This window comes from Pseudonocardia sp. ICBG1034 (assembly GCF_020131375.1).
Taxonomy (GTDB): Bacteria; Actinomycetota; Actinomycetes; order Mycobacteriales; family Pseudonocardiaceae; genus Pseudonocardia; species Pseudonocardia alni.
This window is the reverse complement of the sequence record NZ_JAHLEK010000015.1, coordinates 2722287-2736954: the sequence shown is the minus strand read 5'-3', so window position 1 is coordinate 2736954 and position 14668 is coordinate 2722287. Positions and strand designations below refer to the sequence as shown.

Here is a 14668-nt window from a genome sequence, read left to right as displayed (position 1 = left end):
ACCCTCCGCTCACGAATCGAACGGGCGTCGGCTCGTTGGGCGGGACAACACCTCGCACGCCCCGCGGGGTCGCCCACGAACGGATCCGCACGGTGGCCGCCCCGGCCCCGGCGGCACGGAGGTTGTTCCACCATGAAGCCGAACTCGCGACGCGTCGCAGCCGTCCTCGGCGCACTGGCCGTGGCCGGCGTCACCACCACCGGGATCATCGCCGGCACCGCGTCGGCCGCCGGTACCGGCACCTGCACCCAGAGCGTCAACGTCCGCTCCGAGCCCGAGGCCGACGCGCCGATCGTCGGTGTGTGCGAGCGGGGTGAGTCCACCTCGACCGGGGAGACCCAGGACGGGTTCGTCGAGCTCCCCGAGTACGGCGGCTGGGCGATGTCCCGGTACGTCTCGACCTCCGGCGCCGAGCGCTCCGGGTCCTCGGAGGACTCGCTGACCCCGAGCAGCACCGAGCGGTCGGCCCCGTCGACCTCGTCGCCGTCGACCGCGAGCCCGCGTTCGACCTCCTCGGCGACGCCGTCCACGTCCTCGCCGCGGTCGACCTCGTCGGCCACGCCGTCCACGTCGGGTGAGGGGTCGGGCGAGGGGTCCGACTCCTCCTCCGACGAGGCGGAGCCGACGCGCAGCTCCTTCTTCGACGAGGACTGAGTCCGGTCGCACACGACGACGGGCCCGCGCCGGGGGTGGTTCTCCGGTGCGGGCCCGTCGTCGTGTGCGGGGATGCTCAGCGCAGGCGCGGGACGACCGCGTCCCAGATGCGGGAGGCGAGCAGCGCCTTGGAGCCGAACGGCAGCTCGTCCTCGCCGCCGTCGCGGGCGAGCAGCCAGCCGGCGTTGTCCGTGGTCTCGAAGGCCTTGCCGTCGCCGACCGCGTTCACCACCAGCAGGTCACAGCCCTTGCGGGCGAGCTTGGCGCGGCCGTGGTGGAGCACGTCGCCGTCGGCGTCACCGGTCTCGGCGGCGAACCCGACCACGACCTGACCCGGCCGCGGCGGGTCGGCCACGAGCCCGGCGAGGATGTCGGGATTCTGGGTCAGGCGCAGCGGCGCCGGCTCCGCGTCGCCGCGCTTGATCTTGTCGGCGGCGGTGTCGACCGGCCGGAAGTCCGCGACGGCGGCGGCCATCACCACGGCGTCCGCGTCGGCGGCGGCACCGCGGACGGCGGCCTCCATGGCGACGGCGGTCCCCGCGACGACCACGTCCACCCCGGCCGGGGCGCCGAGGTCCGCGGTGTGCCCGGCGACGAGCGTCACCCGTGCGCCGCGCTGGGCGGCGACCCGGGCCAGCGCCCAGCCCTGCCGGCCCGAGGACCGGTTGCCGAGGAACCGGACCGGGTCGAGGTCCTCCCGGGTCCCACCGGCACTGACGACCACGTGGCGGCCCTCCAGGTCGCGCGGCAGCGCGTCCGGGCGCTCCAGCAGCAGCCGGGCCAGATCGACGATCTCGGACGGGTCGGGCAGCCGGCCCTTGCCGGTGTCCGCGCCGGTCAGCCGGCCCGCGGCGGGCTCGATCACCACGGTGCCGCGGGCGCGCAGCAGGGCGACGTTGTCGACCGTCGCGGGGTGCTCCCACATCTCGGTGTGCATCGCGGGCGCCAGCACCACCGGGCACCGGGCGGTCAGCAGCGCGGCGGTCAGCAGGTCGTCGGAGCGGCCGTGCGCCAGGCGGGCCATGAGGTCCGCGGTCGCCGGGGCGACGACGACGAGGTCCGCGCCCTTGCCCAGGGCCACGTGCGGCACCTCGTGGACGTCGTGGAACACCCCGGTGGCGACGGGACGGCCGGACAGGGCCTCGAACGTCGCGGCCCCGACGAACCGCAGCGCGGACTCGGTGGGGATCACCCGCACCGCGTGGCCGGACTCGGTCAGGCGACGCAGTACCTCGGCGCTCTTGTAGGCGGCGATGCCGCCGGAGACGCCGAGGAGCACCTCGGGAGGAGCCATCGAGAGGTCTTACTCGCCCTCGGTGTGCTCGAGCATCCCCGCCTGGATCTCGCGCATCGCGATCGACAGCGGCTTCTCGCGCGGGCCCGGCTCGACGAGCGGGCCGACGTACTCGAGCAGGCCCTCACCGAGCTGGGAGTAGTAGTCGTTGATCTGCCGCGCGCGCTTGGCCGCGTAGATGACCAGCGCGTACTTCGAGCTGACCTGGCCGAGCAGGTCGTCGATCGGCGGGTAGGTGATGCCCTCGGGGGCGGTGGAGGTGCCGGTGGGCGTGCTCACGTGGTGGACTCCTGAAGAACGAGGGGGACCGGGGGCGCTCAGACGGCGCCGCGGTCGACCGCCAATGCTACCAACCGGCCGATCACGGCCTGCAGGTCGTCGTTGACGACCACCTCGTCGAACTCCCCCTGGGCGTCCATCTCCTCGATGGCGGTCCGCAGCCGGCGCTCGCGCTGCTCGGGGGTGTCGGTGCCGCGGTCGGTGAGCCGGCGGGCCAGCTCCTCCATCGACGGCGGCGCGACGAAGACGGTGACGGCCTCGGGACGGACCCGCTTGACCGACCGGGCGCCCTGCAGGTCGACCTCGACCAGGACCGGGCGGCCCTGGGCGAGCGCCTGCTCGACGGGCGCGGCGGGGGTGCCGGAGCGCTGCAGCCCGCCGTGCACCTCGGCCCACTCGAGGAGTTCGCCGCGCTCGATGAGCGCGTCGAACTCCTCGCGGGACACGAAGCGGTAGTCACGGCCGTCCACCTCGCCCGGCCGCGCGGGCCGGGTCGTGGCGGACACGCTGAACAGCAGCTCCGGCAGCGCCTCGCGCAGTCCCGCGACCACGCTGCTCTTGCCCACCCCGGAGGGCCCGGCCAGCACGAGCAGCCGCCCGCGGGCGGGGCCGGTCCGGCCGGAGGACATGACGGAGGAGGTGTCGGTCACGGGACGCCCGGATCAGCTCGGGTAGCGCTCGAGCAGCGCCTTGCGCTGGCGGTCACCCAGGCCACGCAGACGGCGGCTGGTCGCGATCTCCAGCTCCTCCATGATCTGCTGGGCGCGGACCTTGCCGACGTTCGGCAGGGCCTCGAGCAGCGCCGAGACCTTCATCTTGCCGAGGACCTCGTCGGTCTCGGCCTTCTTCAGCACCTCCTCGAGGGTGGTGCCGCCGCGCTTGAGGCGGTCCTTCAGCTCGGCCCGGGCCCGGCGCGCGGCCGCGGCCTTCTCCAGCGCGGCGGCGCGCTGTTCCTCGGTCAGCTGGGGAAGGGCCACGGTTGGTTCCTCCGTACTTTCCTGTGTCGTTCTCGTCGTTCTCGCCGCCGTGATCCCGGCTCGCGCCGGGGTGTCGCGTCAGCGATCGGGTGGTGGGTCGCACCGACCCGTCCGGGGGACGTCCCCGGCGTCGTATTCGAACGTACCCACGACCTCCACGGAAGCGTCAATGGGGGTCCCACCTCCGGTTTCGGCCATCAGGAGGTGATCAACGGCACCCTGTTCGAACCACGACAGGAGTGCCATCCGGCTCCCCCGTACGGCGGGTCGGCGCAGCGCTGCCCGCCGGACGGGGCAGCCGGCCCGCCACCGGACGCGCCCGATCGGCGTCCCGGTGCGCCCGGGGGCGCCCGGCGGGTGGAGCGGACCGTCCGGCGCGCGTCCGGCGTCGCCGGCCCACCACCGGGCCCACGCCGTCCCGGAGTCCGTGATCGCGACGCGTGAGGTGTCCGGTGCCGGATCCGGCACCGGACACCTGACGGCGGACGATCACCGGGACCGGCGCCCGCTCAGTGCGACCCGGCGGCGGTGGAGGCCAGCTCCTCCCCGAGCAGGTGCGCCGCGTCCCGCAGGGCGACGGCGTCGGGGCCGGCCTGCAGCACACCGCGCGCCGACACCGGCAGGACCGGGCCCGCGGTGCCCGCGAACCGCGACACCACGTCGGCCGGGCTCGCGCCCTGGGCACCGAGCCCGGGCACCAGCACCGGGCCGTTCAGCGCGGTCAGGTCCAGGCCGTGCTCGTGGGTGCCGCCGACGACGACGCCCACCGCGCCGCGGGGCCGGGCACCGGCGTTGCGGCCGGCGGCGTCGTCGACCATCCGCTGGGCGACGCTCGTACCGTCCGCCGTCGTGGCGCACTGCACCGCAGCACCGTCCGGGTTGGACGTGCGGGCCAGCACGAACACCCCGCGCCCGGCCTCGTCGGCGGCGGTCAGCGCCGGCTCCAGCGACCCGAACCCCAGGTAGGGCGACAGCGTGAGCGCGTCCGCCCCGAGCGGCGCACCGACGCGCAGGTAGGCGTCGGCGTAGCCGTCCATGGTGGAGCCGATGTCGCCGCGCTTGGCGTCGAGCAGGGTCAGGGTGCCCGAGCCCGCGAACCCGGCGAGCAGCCGTTCCAGCACCGCGACGCCGGCCGAGCCGTGCCGCTCGAAGAACGCCGACTGCGGCTTCACCACCGACACCGCCCCGGCGAACGCCGCGTGGCAGCGGTCGGCGAACGCGGCGAGGCCGTCGGCGTCGTCGGTGAGGTCCCAGGCCGCCAGCAGTGCCGGGTGCGGGTCGATCCCGACGCACAGCGGCCCGTGGGCGGCGACGGCCCCGTCGAGCCGGGCGGCGAAGCTCACGCCTTCGCCTTCAGCGCCGCGTGCGCCTGCTGCAGCGACCGCACGCCGATCCCGCCCGAGGCGAGCGCCTCGATGCCCTGCACCGCGGCCGCGGTCCCCTGCACCGTGGTGATGCACGGCACCCCGCGCGACACCGCGGCGGCGCGGATCTCGTAGCCGTCGACGCGCGGGCCGGGGTTCCCGACCGGGGTGTTGACGATCAGGTCGACGTCCCCGGCGAGGATGGTGTCGACGATCGTCGGGGTCTCCGGTCCGGACCCCTCGCTGTGCTTGCGCACCACGGTGACGTCGATCCCGTTGCGGCGCAGCATCTCCGCAGTGCCCTCGGTGGCGAGGACCTGGAAGCCCATGTCGGCCAGGCGGCGGATCGGGAACACCATCGCCCGCTTGTCGCGGTCGGCGATGGACACGAACACCGTGCCCGAGGTCGGCAGCGAGCCGTAGGCGGCGGCCTGCGACTTGGCGAACGCCGGGCCGAAGGCGGAGTCGAAGCCCATGACCTCGCCGGTGGACTTCATCTCCGGGCCGAGCAGCGGGTCTACGCCCTGGCCCGCGGTGTTGCGGAACCGGTTGAACGGCAGCACCGCCTCCTTGACCGCGACCGGGGAGTCGGCGGGCAGCGCGCCGCCGTCGCCGGTCGCCGGGAGCAGGCCCTCGCCGCGCAGGTCGGCGATGGTGGCGCCGAGCATGATCCGGGCGGCGGCCTTGGCCAGCGGCACCGACGTCGCCTTGGACACGAACGGCACCGTCCGCGACGCCCGCGGGTTGGCCTCCAGCACGTAGAGCACGTCGCCGTGCAGGGCGTACTGGACGTTGAGCAGCCCGCGCACGCCGACGCCGTGCGCGATGGCGGCGGTCGCCTCGCGGACCTTCGCCAGCACCGAGGAGCCCAGCGTGATCGGCGGCAGGGTGCAGGAGGAGTCCCCGGAGTGGACCCCGGCCTCCTCGATGTGCTCCATCACGCCGCCGAGGTAGATCTCCTCGCCGTCGCACAGGGCGTCGACGTCGATCTCGATGGCGTCGTCGAGGAACTTGTCGACCAGCACCGGGCGGTCCGGGGAGATGGTGGTGGCGCGGGCGATGTAGCCGGCGAGGGTCGCCTCGTCGTAGACGATCTCCATGCCGCGGCCGCCGAGCACGTAGGACGGCCGCACGAGCACCGGGTAGCCGATCCGGGTGGCGATCCCCCGGGCCTGCTCGAAGGAGGTGGCCATGCCGAACTCCGGGGCGGGCAGGCCGGCCTTGCGCAGGACCTCGCCGAACGCGCCGCGGTCCTCGGCCAGGTCGATCGCGGCCGCGGAGGTCCCGACGACGGGCACACCGGCGTCGGTGAGGCGCTGCGCGAGCCCCAGCGGGGTCTGCCCGCCGAGCTGCACGATGACGCCCGCGACGGTGCCGGAGGCCTGCTCGGCGTGCACGACCTCCAGGACGTCCTCGAAGGTCAGCGGCTCGAAGTAGAGACGGTCGGCGGTGTCGTAGTCGGTGGACACCGTCTCCGGGTTGCAGTTGACCATGACGGTCTCGAACCCGGCGGCGCGCAGCGCCATGACCGCGTGCACGCAGGAGTAGTCGAACTCGATGCCCTGCCCGATGCGGTTCGGGCCGGAGCCGAGGATCAGGACCTTCGGCTTCTCGGTCTGCGGGGCGATCTCCGACTCGGCCGCGGGATCGGTCTCGTAGGCCGAGTAGTGGTAGGGCGTCCTCGCCGCGAACTCGGCAGCGCAGGTGTCGACGGTCTTGTAGACCGGCCGGATGCCGAGGCGGTGGCGCAGGGTGCGCACGCCGTCCTCACCGGCGAACTCGGGGCGCACCGCGGCGAGCTGACGGTCGGACAGGCCGTGGCGCTTGGCCCGGCGCAGCAGGTCGGCGTCGAGGACGGGTGCGGCCTCGAGCTCGGCGCGGATCTCCCCCAGCAGCGCGATCTGGTCGACGAACCAGGGGTCGATGCCGGAGTTCTTGGCCACGTCGTCGACCGACTGGCCGGAGCGGAGCGCGCGCTCGACCTCGTAGATGCGGCCGTCGACCGGGACGGTGTACTGCGGTTCGCCCTCCGGGTCGGGAGCGGTCCAGAACCCGGCCCGGGCCCGCTCCATCGAGCGCAGCGCCTTGCCCAGCGCCTCCGGGAACGAGCGGCCCAGCGCCATCGCCTCGCCGACGGACTTCATGGTCGTCGTCAGTTCGGGGTCGGCGCCGGGGAACTTCTCGAACGCGAACCGCGGGATCTTGACCGCGACGTAGTCCAGCGACGGCTCGAACGCGGCGATGGTCTCACCGGTGATGTCGTTGCGGATCTCGTCGAGGGTGTAGCCGACGGCGAGCTTCGCGGCGATCTTGGCGATCGGGAAGCCGGTGGCCTTCGACGCCAGCGCCGAGGACCGGGAGACCCGGGGGTTCATCTCGATCACGACCAGGCGCCCGGTCTCGGGGTGGATCGCGAACTGGATGTTGCAGCCGCCGGTGTCGACGCCGACCGCGCGCAGCACGGCGATGCCGACGTCGCGCATGTGCTGGTACTCGCGGTCGGTCAGGGTCATCGCCGGGGCGACGGTGATCGAGTCACCGGTGTGCACGCCCATCGGGTCGATGTTCTCGATGGAGCAAATGACGACCACGTTGTCGTGGTGGTCGCGCATGAGCTCCAGCTCGTACTCCTTCCAGCCGAGCACCGACTCCTCGATGAGGACCTCGGTGACCGGGGAGGCGGCGAGCCCGGCGCCGGCGAGGCGCTCCAGGTCCTGCGCCGAGTGCGCCATGCCCGAGCCGAGCCCGCCCATGGTGAACGACGGCCGGATGACAACGGGAAGGCCCAGCTCGTCGGCGGCGGAGCGGACCTCCTCCATGGAGTGGCAGACCCGGGAGCGGGGGACGTCGCCGCCGACCCCGATCACGATGTCCTTGAACTTCAGCCGGTCCTCGCCGCGCTCGATCGCGTCGACGTCGGCGCCGATCAGCTCGACGCCGTGGCGCTCCAGGGCACCGTTCTCGTGCAGCGCGATCGCGGTGTTGAGCGCGGTCTGCCCGCCCAGGGTCGCGAGCATCGCGGTGACCGGGGTGCCGTTGTCGCGCTCGGCGACGATGACCTTCTCGACGAACTCCGGGGTGATCGGCTCGACGTAGGTGGCGTCGGCGAACTCCGGGTCGGTCATGATCGTCGCCGGGTTGGAGTTGACCAGGGAGACCCGGATGCCCTCGGCCTGCAGCACCCGGCACGCCTGGGTGCCGGAGTAGTCGAACTCGCAGGCCTGGCCGATGACGATCGGCCCGGAGCCGATCACCATGACGTGGTCGATGTCGTCGCGGCGGGGCATCAGTGGTCCTCCTGCCGGGCCTGGTCGTGCCGGTCCGGGTGCTGCGGGGTGGATGGGGATCCGGTGGGCGGTGGCGGCCACGGGCGGTCGTCGACGGGCCGGGCACGGCCGGACACCGGGTCGCCGCCGGGTGCCGGCTCGGCCGGGGTGTCCTCGGCGTCCGGGTCGGCGGTGGCGCCCGGGTGGGCGGGCGTACCGCCGTCGCGGCGCAGCGCGTCCTCGATGTCGGAGAACGGCGCCGTCAGCGGGTCCGGGGTGCCGGGGCGGCCCACGGCGGGCATCCGGCCGGTCGGCGGCTCGACCTCGCCGCGGCCGGTGGCGGGGGTCCCGGCCGGCGGGGTGACGGGCAGCCGGGTGGTGTGCTCGTCGGCGGCGTCCGTTCCGGCGTCGGCCCCGCCGTGCGGGCCCTCCGGGCTGCCCGGCTCGAACCCGCCCGCGGCCGGGGCCGTGGCCGGGCCGGCCGGGGCGGCCGGGGCGGCCGGGGCGGGCCGCAGGTCGACCGACGGGGCCGCGGTCGCCGTCGGCGGCGTGGCCGGGTCGGGCTGGGCGGTCATCGCCGGCGCGGGCGCCGCCTCGGTCCCGGCCCCGGGCCGGGCCTCGGAGGGGGGCTCGCTCCCGGAGTGGGTCTCGGCCTCGGGCCGCGGGTACGGCGCGGGCGCGGTGCCCTCCGGCCGCTGCCCGGCGACGCCGGCGTAGCCGACCGGGTACTCGGTCATGAGCTCCACGAAGCGGTCGAACAGGTCCGACGCGTCGTGCGGGCCCGCGGCGGCCTCCGGGTGGTACTGCACGGAGAACGCCGGGAAGTCGAGCCCGGCCATGCCCTCGACGCAGCCGTCGTTGGGGCAGGTGTGCGTGATCTGGGCGCGGCCGTACGGGGTGTCGAACTCCTCGCCCGCCTCGCCGGACACCGCGAAGCCGTGGTTCTGCGAGGTGATCGCGATCCGCCCGGTGGCGTGCTCGACGACCGGGATGTTGATGCCCCGGTGGCCGTAGCGCAGCTTGTAGGTGGACCGGCCGAGCGCGCGGCCGAGGATCTGGTTGCCGAAGCAGATCCCGAACAGCGGGATGCGCCGCTCCAGGACCTGCCGGGCGAGCGCGACCGGGCCGTCGGCGGTGGCCGGGTCACCCGGGCCGTTGGCCAGGAAGAAACCGTCCGGACGCAGCGACTCGACGGTCTCGATGGTGCTCGACGCGGGCAGCACGTGCACCTCGATGCCCCGGGCGGCCATCATCCGCGGGGTGTTGAACTTGATGCCGACGTCCAGGGCGGCGACGACGAAGCGCCGCTCCCCCACCGCGGGCACCACGTAGGCCTCGGCGGTGGTGACGGCGCCGTAGAGGTCGGCGCCCTCCATCTGCGGGGACTGCGTGACCCGCTCGACCAGCTCGTCGTCGGCGGCGAGGCCGGGGCCGGAGAAGATCCCGGCGCGCATGGCGCCCTGCTCGCGCAGGTGGCGCACCGCGGCGCGGGTGTCGATCCCGGCGATCCCGACGATCCCCTGGGCCCGCAGCGCGTCCTCCAGCGAGCCGGTGGCCCGCCAGTTCGACGCCCGCCGGGCGGGGTCGCGCACGACGTAGCCGGCGACCTGGATCGCCCGCGACTCGTCGTCCTCGTCGTTCCAGCCCGTGTTGCCGATCTGCGGTGCGGTCTGCAGCACGATCTGGCGGTGGTACGACGGGTCGGTCAGGGTCTCCTGGTAGCCGGTCATGCCGGTGGTGAACACGGCCTCACCGAGTGTCTCCCCGGTGGCGCCGTACGCCTGTCCGCGGAAGATCCGCCCGTCCTCGAGCACCAGTAGCGCTGTCCTGTCCCCCATCACTGCACAACCTTCCCGTCCTGCGCGGTGATGCGTCCCCGCAGCACCGTCGCGACCACCGTTCCGGGCAGCCGCATTCCCTCGTACGGCGTGTTCGCCGCCCTGCTCGCCAGCTCCGCACCGCGGACCGTCCAGACCCCGTCCGGGTCGACCAGCGCGAACGTCGCCGGCTCCCCCTCCGCGATCGGACGGCCCTGGTCGGGCAGGTTCCCGATCTCCGCGGGGCGCTCCGACAGCACCCGCGCGACGCCGTGCCAGTCCAGCAGGCCCGGCTCCACCATCGTCTCGACCAGCACCGACAGCGCGGTCTGCAGGCCCAGCATGCCCGGCTTCGCGGCCTGCCACTCGGTGTCCTTGTACTGCGCGGCGTGCGGGGCGTGGTCGGTCGCGACGACGTCGATCACGCCCTCGGCCAGCGCCTCGCGCATCGCGCGGGTGTCGTCGGCGGTGCGCAGCGGCGGGTTGACCTTGTTCACCGGGTCGTAGCCGGTCAGCCGGGAGTCGGTGAGCAGCAGGTGGTGCGGGGTGACCTCGGCCGACACCCGCACGCCCTGGGCCTTGGCCGCGCGCAGCACGTCGATCGTGCGGGCGGTGGAGATGTGGCAGACGTGCAGCCGCGCGCCGGCCTCGCGGGCCAGCGCGCAGTCGCGGGCGACGATCGTCTCCTCCGCGGTGGCGGGCCACCCGGCGAGCCCGAGGCGCGCGGCGACGGCACCCTCGTGCGCCTGGGCGCCGCCGGTGAGGCGGTGGTCCTCGGCGTGCTGGGCGATGACGACGTCGAGCGCGGAGGCGTACTCCAGCGCGCGGCGCATGATCAGCGGGTCGTTCACGCAGCGGCCGTCGTCGGAGAACATCCGCACCGCGGCGCGGGAGGCGGCCATCGTGCCGAGCTCGGCGAGCTTCTCGCCGCCGAGGCCGACGGTGACCGCACCGACCGGGTGCACGTCGACCAGCCCGATCTCCTCGCCGCGCCGGCGCACGTGCTCGACGACGACGTCGGAGTCGGCGACCGGGGTGGTGTTCGGCATCGCGAACACGGCGGTGAACCCGCCGAGCGCCGCGGCACGGCTGCCGGTCTCGATGGTCTCGGACTCCTCGCCGCCGGGCTCGCGCAGGTGCACGTGCAGGTCGACGAAGCCGGGCAGCAGCACGGCGCCGTCGGCGTCGAGGACCTCGGCGCCCTCGGGCGCGGTCAGGCCGGTGCCGATGCCGGCGACGACGCCGTCGGCGACGAGCACGTCGACCGGGTCCCCGCCGTAGGGCCGGGTGTTGCGGATCAGCAGGTCGGTCATTCGGGAGCTCCGGCGAGAAGGTGGTAGAGGACGGCCATCCGCACGTGCACGCCGTTGCGCACCTGGGCCAGGACGGCGGAGTTGGGGGCGTCGGCGACCGCGGGGGCGATCTCCATGCCGCGGATCATCGGGCCGGGGTGCAGGACGACCGCGTGGTCGGGCAGGAGCCTCGCGCGGTCCTCGGACAGCCCGAAGCGCACCGCGTACTCGCGCGCGGAGGGGAAGAAGCCGCCGTGCATCCGCTCGGACTGCACGCGCAGCATCATGACCGCGTCGAGCGCGGGCAGCTCGGCGTCCAGCTCGTGGGACACCCGGCACGGCCAGGACTCGACGCCGGTGGGCAGCAGCGTCGGCGGCGCGACGAGCACGACCTCGGCCCCGAGGGTCGCGAGCAGCAGCACGTTGGACCGGGCGACCCGGGAGTGCAGGACGTCGCCGACGATCCCGATCCGGCGCCCGGCGATGCCGCCGAGCCGGTCGCGCAGGGTCGCGGCGTCGAGCAGCGCCTGGGTGGGGTGCTCGTGGGTGCCGTCACCGGCGTTGACGATCGCGGTGGGGGTGCCGGTGACCTCGCGGTCGGCGTCCGCCCAGTGCGCGAGCCGGTGCGCCGACCCCGAGGCGGGGTGGCGCACGACCACGCAGTCCGCGCCCATCGAGGACAGGGTCAGCGCGGTGTCGCGCAGCGACTCGCCCTTGGAGACCGAGGAGCCGGAGGCGGACACGTTCACGGTGTCGGCGCTCATCCACTTGCCGGCGATCTCGAACGACACCCGGGTGCGGGTGGAGTTCTCGTAGAACATCGTGATGACCGTGCGGCCGCGCAGCGTCGGCAGCTTGCGCACCTCGCGGCCGAGCAGCGCCTCGCGCAGCCGGTCGGAGGTGTCGAGCAGCGCGGTGGCCTCGGCGGCGTCGAGGTCGGCGACCGAGAGCAGGTGTCTCACCTGTCCCCCTCTCCCTGGGTGATCCAGACGCCGTCGCTGCCGTCGATCTCGGTCAGCGAGACCAGGATCTGCTCCGAGCGCGACGTCGGGACGTTCTTGCCGACGTAGTCGGCGCGGATCGGGAGCTCCCGGTGGCCGCGGTCGATCAGCACGGCGAGCTGCACCGCACGCGGACGGCCCTCGTCGCGCAGGGCGTCGAGCGCGGCGCGGGTGGTGCGCCCGGACATGAGGACGTCGTCGACGAGAACGACGAGCCGGTCGTCCACGCCGCCCTCGGGCACCGCGGTGGACTCCAGCGCACGGGCCGGGCCGCGGCGCAGGTCGTCGCGGTAGAGGGTGGCGTCGACCGAGCCGACGGCCGGTGCGGCGCCGGCGAAGTCGGTGATCGCGGCGGCGAGCCGGTGGGCCAGGTGCACGCCGCGGGTGGGGACGCCCAGGAGCACGAGCCCGTCGGGGTTCTCGGCGCTGAAGGCGGTCTTCTCGATGATCTGGTGCGCGATGCGCGCGACGGTGCGGGTGACGTCGGCGGCGGACAGCAGTTCCCGTGCGGGCTGCTGTGCGTCGGCGTCCCCGCGGCGGTTCTGCGCCACGAGGTGGTCTCCTTCCCCGCCTCACCGGACGGGTCTTAAAGGACGGTCGTACACGAGCTGTGCGCCAACCTAGCAACTCGGCGGGTGCCCGCGCGGGACGGCCGCAGCGCGTCACACCGCGAGCCGCGCCACAGCCGCATCACCCGTTCGAGGTCACGTTCCCGTCACGATGCGCGATGGCCGACGGCCGACCGACACGACACCTTGCGATACCCGATTCTGCCCATGCGCACCCACAGGGGCGGGTGGTGGGATCGCGGACCCGCACCCTGCGCTACCGCTGACGAGGGACGCGGACTGCCCCGTTCGTGTGGGAAACCGCTCGTCAACCCCCCGAGCAGGGGGTCGAACTTGACGGTGCCGGACCGGACCCGGAGGATTACTCTCCGTATCAATCAGCACGCGTGCAGCAGCGCCGCGACGAGCGGGACGGTCGGGACGCCGACCCCCGCCGGAGCTGCCGCCCCGAACGGGACCACCCACAGGGGCGACGACGCGGCAGGCGCGACAACGCCACCGGTGCACCGCCGGTGACCGGCCGGTCCGGCCACACCGGTACGGACCGTCAGGAACGAGGAGATCGATGGGCGACTACGCCAAGGCGCTCGGGGGCAAGCTCCGGGCGATCAGGCAGCAACAGGGGCTCTCCCTGCACGGCGTCGAGCAGAAGTCGGGCGGACGCTGGAAGGCGGTCGTCGTGGGCTCCTACGAGCGCGGGGACCGTGCTGTCACCGTGCAGAAGCTGGCCGAGCTGGCCGACTTCTACGGCGTCCCGGTGGCCGAGCTGCTCCCCGAGGGCCGCATCCCCTCCGGCAGCGAGCCCGCGACGAAGATCGTGATCAACCTGGAGCGGCTGCAGCAGCTCCCCGCGGACAAGGTCGGGCCGCTGGCCCGCTACGCCGCGGCCATCCAGAGCCAGCGCGGCGACTACAACGGCAAGGTGCTCTCGATCCGTGCCGAGGACCTGCGTTCGCTCGCGATCATCTACGACATGTCCCCCGGCGAGCTGACCGACCAGCTCATCGACTGGGGAGTGCTCCCTCCCGAGGCGCGTCCCGGGCAGCACGTGGGATGATCTGTTCCACCGGCCGCGTCCCAGGGGAAGGGTGACGCGACCGGTCGGGCGGTGGCCGGGGTCTGCACAGTCCCCCGGCCACCGCCCTTCGTGCGTTCAGGCCCTGGTCAGAGGGTGGCGCGCAGGTGCTCGGCGATGTCGGAGATCTGGCCGAGCACCCCGTTGACGTAGCGCGGGGAGTCGTCGGTCGACAGCGTCCGGGCCAGCTCGACGGCCTCGGTGATCGCGACCGGGTCGTCGACGTCGTCGACCCACAGCAGCTCGTAGATCCCGAGCCGCAGCAGGCCACGGTCGACCGCGGGCATCCGGTCGACGTCCCAGCCCTCGGCGTGCTCGGCGATCAGCTGGTCGATCCGGTCCCGGTGGGTCGCGACGCCCTCGACGAGCCGCGCCGCGTAGTCCTGCACGGGCGGCGCGTCGTCGGTCTCGCGGCGCGCGGCGAGCACGGACAGCGCGTCCTCACCGCGGGCCTCGGCCTCGAAGAGGATGTCCAGTGCCCGTTTACGGGCCTTGGTGCGTGCGCGCACCTCAGCTCACGCGGCCGAGGTAACGGCCGTCCCGGGTGTCGACCTTGACCTTGGTGCCGCTCTCCAGGAACAGCGGCACCTGGATCTCGGCGCCGGTCTCCAGGGTCGCGGGCTTGGTGCCGCCGGTGGAGCGGTCACCCTGCAGGCCCGGGTCGGTGTGGGAGATGACCAGCTCGACCGAGGTCGGGAGCTCGATGAACAGCGGCTCCCCCTCGTGCAGCGACACCTGGGCGGAGGCGTTCTCCAGCAGGTAGCGCGCGGCGTCGCCGACGGCCTTCTCCGGGATCGGGATCTGGTCGAAGGTGTCGCCGTCCATGAAGACGAAGTCGGTGCCCTCGCGGTACAGGTAGGTCATGTCGCGGCGGTCCACCGTCGCGGTGTCGACCTTGGTGCCCGCGTTGAAGGTCCGGTCCACGACCTTCCCGGACATCACGTTCTTCAGCGTGGTGCGAACGAACGCACCGCCCTTGCCGGGCTTGACGTGCTGGAACGCCGTCACGGTCCACAGCTGGCCCTCGATGTTCAGGACCAGGCCGTTCTTCAGGTCGTTCGTGGTCGCCACGTGCGCGCT

At 73.8% G+C, this 14668-nt stretch carries 13 protein-coding genes and 1 pseudogene; 2 read left to right on the top strand and 12 right to left on the bottom strand.

Translation table 11 applies throughout. The features are described from left to right. Positions 1–132 precede the first annotated feature (132 nt). Positions 133–654 (top strand): hypothetical protein, encoded by a 522-nt coding sequence (locus KPF22_RS14310; protein WP_224402321.1) that lies wholly within the window; start codon positions 133–135, stop codon positions 652–654. Between the two features lie 76 nt (positions 655–730). Here the strand turns inward: KPF22_RS14310 and coaBC are convergent, their stop codons facing one another. The 10 genes and pseudogenes from coaBC to pyrR all read right to left on the bottom strand — a co-directional run bounded on the left by coaBC (position 731) and on the right by pyrR (position 12495). Next, on the bottom strand, positions 731–1948 hold the full coding sequence (gene coaBC, locus KPF22_RS14305) for a bifunctional phosphopantothenoylcysteine decarboxylase/phosphopantothenate--cysteine ligase CoaBC (protein WP_208821240.1): 1218 nt from the start codon (positions 1946–1948) through the stop codon (positions 731–733). A gap of 9 nt (positions 1949–1957) precedes the next feature. Then, positions 1958–2227: a DNA-directed RNA polymerase subunit omega gene (gene rpoZ, locus KPF22_RS14300; RefSeq protein ID WP_020627644.1), complete on the bottom strand. Its 270-nt coding sequence runs from the start codon at positions 2225–2227 to the stop codon at positions 1958–1960. Positions 2228–2265: 38 nt separating this feature from the next. Further along, positions 2266–2856 carry a guanylate kinase gene (gene gmk / locus KPF22_RS14295; protein ID WP_208821276.1) on the bottom strand — a complete coding sequence of 197 codons (591 nt, stop codon included), beginning with the start codon at positions 2854–2856 and terminating at the stop codon, positions 2266–2268. A 33-nt stretch (positions 2857–2889) separates the two neighbouring features. Continuing rightward, positions 2890–3204 (bottom strand): integration host factor, actinobacterial type, encoded by a 315-nt coding sequence (gene mihF, locus KPF22_RS14290; protein ID WP_020627642.1) that lies wholly within the window; start codon positions 3202–3204, stop codon positions 2890–2892. Between the two features lie 509 nt (positions 3205–3713). After that, positions 3714–4547, bottom strand: coding sequence for an orotidine-5'-phosphate decarboxylase (pyrF, locus tag KPF22_RS14285; RefSeq protein ID WP_208821242.1), 834 nt, complete (start codon positions 4545–4547; stop codon positions 3714–3716). Continuing rightward, positions 4544–7855, bottom strand: coding sequence for a carbamoyl-phosphate synthase large subunit (gene carB, locus KPF22_RS14280; RefSeq protein ID WP_208821244.1), 3312 nt, complete (start codon positions 7853–7855; stop codon positions 4544–4546). Before carB ends, pyrF begins: the two co-directional genes overlap by 4 nt. 713 nt (positions 7856–8568) lie before the next feature. Next, positions 8569–9672, bottom strand: a pseudogene (gene carA, locus KPF22_RS14275) (glutamine-hydrolyzing carbamoyl-phosphate synthase small subunit); the annotation flags it as partial. Further along, a complete protein-coding gene (locus tag KPF22_RS14270; RefSeq protein ID WP_224402320.1) occupies positions 9672–10964 on the bottom strand; it encodes a dihydroorotase in 1293 nt (430 codons plus the stop codon). The gene KPF22_RS14270 and the pseudogene carA, both read right to left, overlap by 1 nt. Next, positions 10961–11905 carry an aspartate carbamoyltransferase catalytic subunit gene (locus KPF22_RS14265; RefSeq protein ID WP_179762644.1) on the bottom strand — a complete coding sequence of 315 codons (945 nt, stop codon included), beginning with the start codon at positions 11903–11905 and terminating at the stop codon, positions 10961–10963. Before KPF22_RS14265 ends, KPF22_RS14270 begins: the two co-directional genes overlap by 4 nt. Next, entirely contained in the window at positions 11902–12495 is a 594-nt protein-coding gene (pyrR, locus tag KPF22_RS14260; RefSeq protein ID WP_062395627.1) for a bifunctional pyr operon transcriptional regulator/uracil phosphoribosyltransferase PyrR, read from the bottom strand. Before pyrR ends, KPF22_RS14265 begins: the two co-directional genes overlap by 4 nt. A 583-nt stretch (positions 12496–13078) precedes the next feature. On the opposite strand from pyrR, the gene KPF22_RS14255 reads away from it, so the two are divergent. Next, the gene (locus KPF22_RS14255; protein ID WP_020625790.1) at positions 13079–13570 is read left to right on the top strand and encodes a transcriptional regulator; all 492 of its coding nucleotides are present in this window, start codon (positions 13079–13081) and stop codon (positions 13568–13570) included. 107 nt (positions 13571–13677) lie between these two features. Here the strand turns inward: KPF22_RS14255 and nusB are convergent, their stop codons facing one another. Beyond that, positions 13678–14097: a transcription antitermination factor NusB gene (gene nusB / locus KPF22_RS14250; protein ID WP_073574690.1), complete on the bottom strand. Its 420-nt coding sequence runs from the start codon at positions 14095–14097 to the stop codon at positions 13678–13680. Between the two features lies 1 nt (position 14098). After that, positions 14099–14659 (bottom strand): elongation factor P, encoded by a 561-nt coding sequence (efp, locus tag KPF22_RS14245; protein ID WP_073574689.1) that lies wholly within the window; start codon positions 14657–14659, stop codon positions 14099–14101. Between the last annotated feature and the right edge of the window lie 9 nt (positions 14660–14668).

Excerpts from the sequence above, each read along its gene's own strand:
- KPF22_RS14255 (WP_020625790.1), top strand. The coding sequence starts at position 13,079 with ATGGGCGACTACGCCAAGGCGCTCGGGGGCAAGCTCCGGGCGATCAGG.
- KPF22_RS14270 (WP_224402320.1), bottom strand. The coding sequence starts at position 10,964 with ATGACCGACCTGCTGATCCGCAACACCCGGCCCTACGGCGGGGACCCG.
- gmk (WP_208821276.1), bottom strand. The coding sequence starts at position 2,856 with ATGTCCTCCGGCCGGACCGGCCCCGCCCGCGGGCGGCTGCTCGTGCTG.
- coaBC (WP_208821240.1), bottom strand. The coding sequence starts at position 1,948 with ATGGCTCCTCCCGAGGTGCTCCTCGGCGTCTCCGGCGGCATCGCCGCC.
- KPF22_RS14310 (WP_224402321.1), top strand. The coding sequence starts at position 133 with ATGAAGCCGAACTCGCGACGCGTCGCAGCCGTCCTCGGCGCACTGGCC.
- carB (WP_208821244.1), bottom strand. The coding sequence starts at position 7,855 with ATGCCCCGCCGCGACGACATCGACCACGTCATGGTGATCGGCTCCGGG.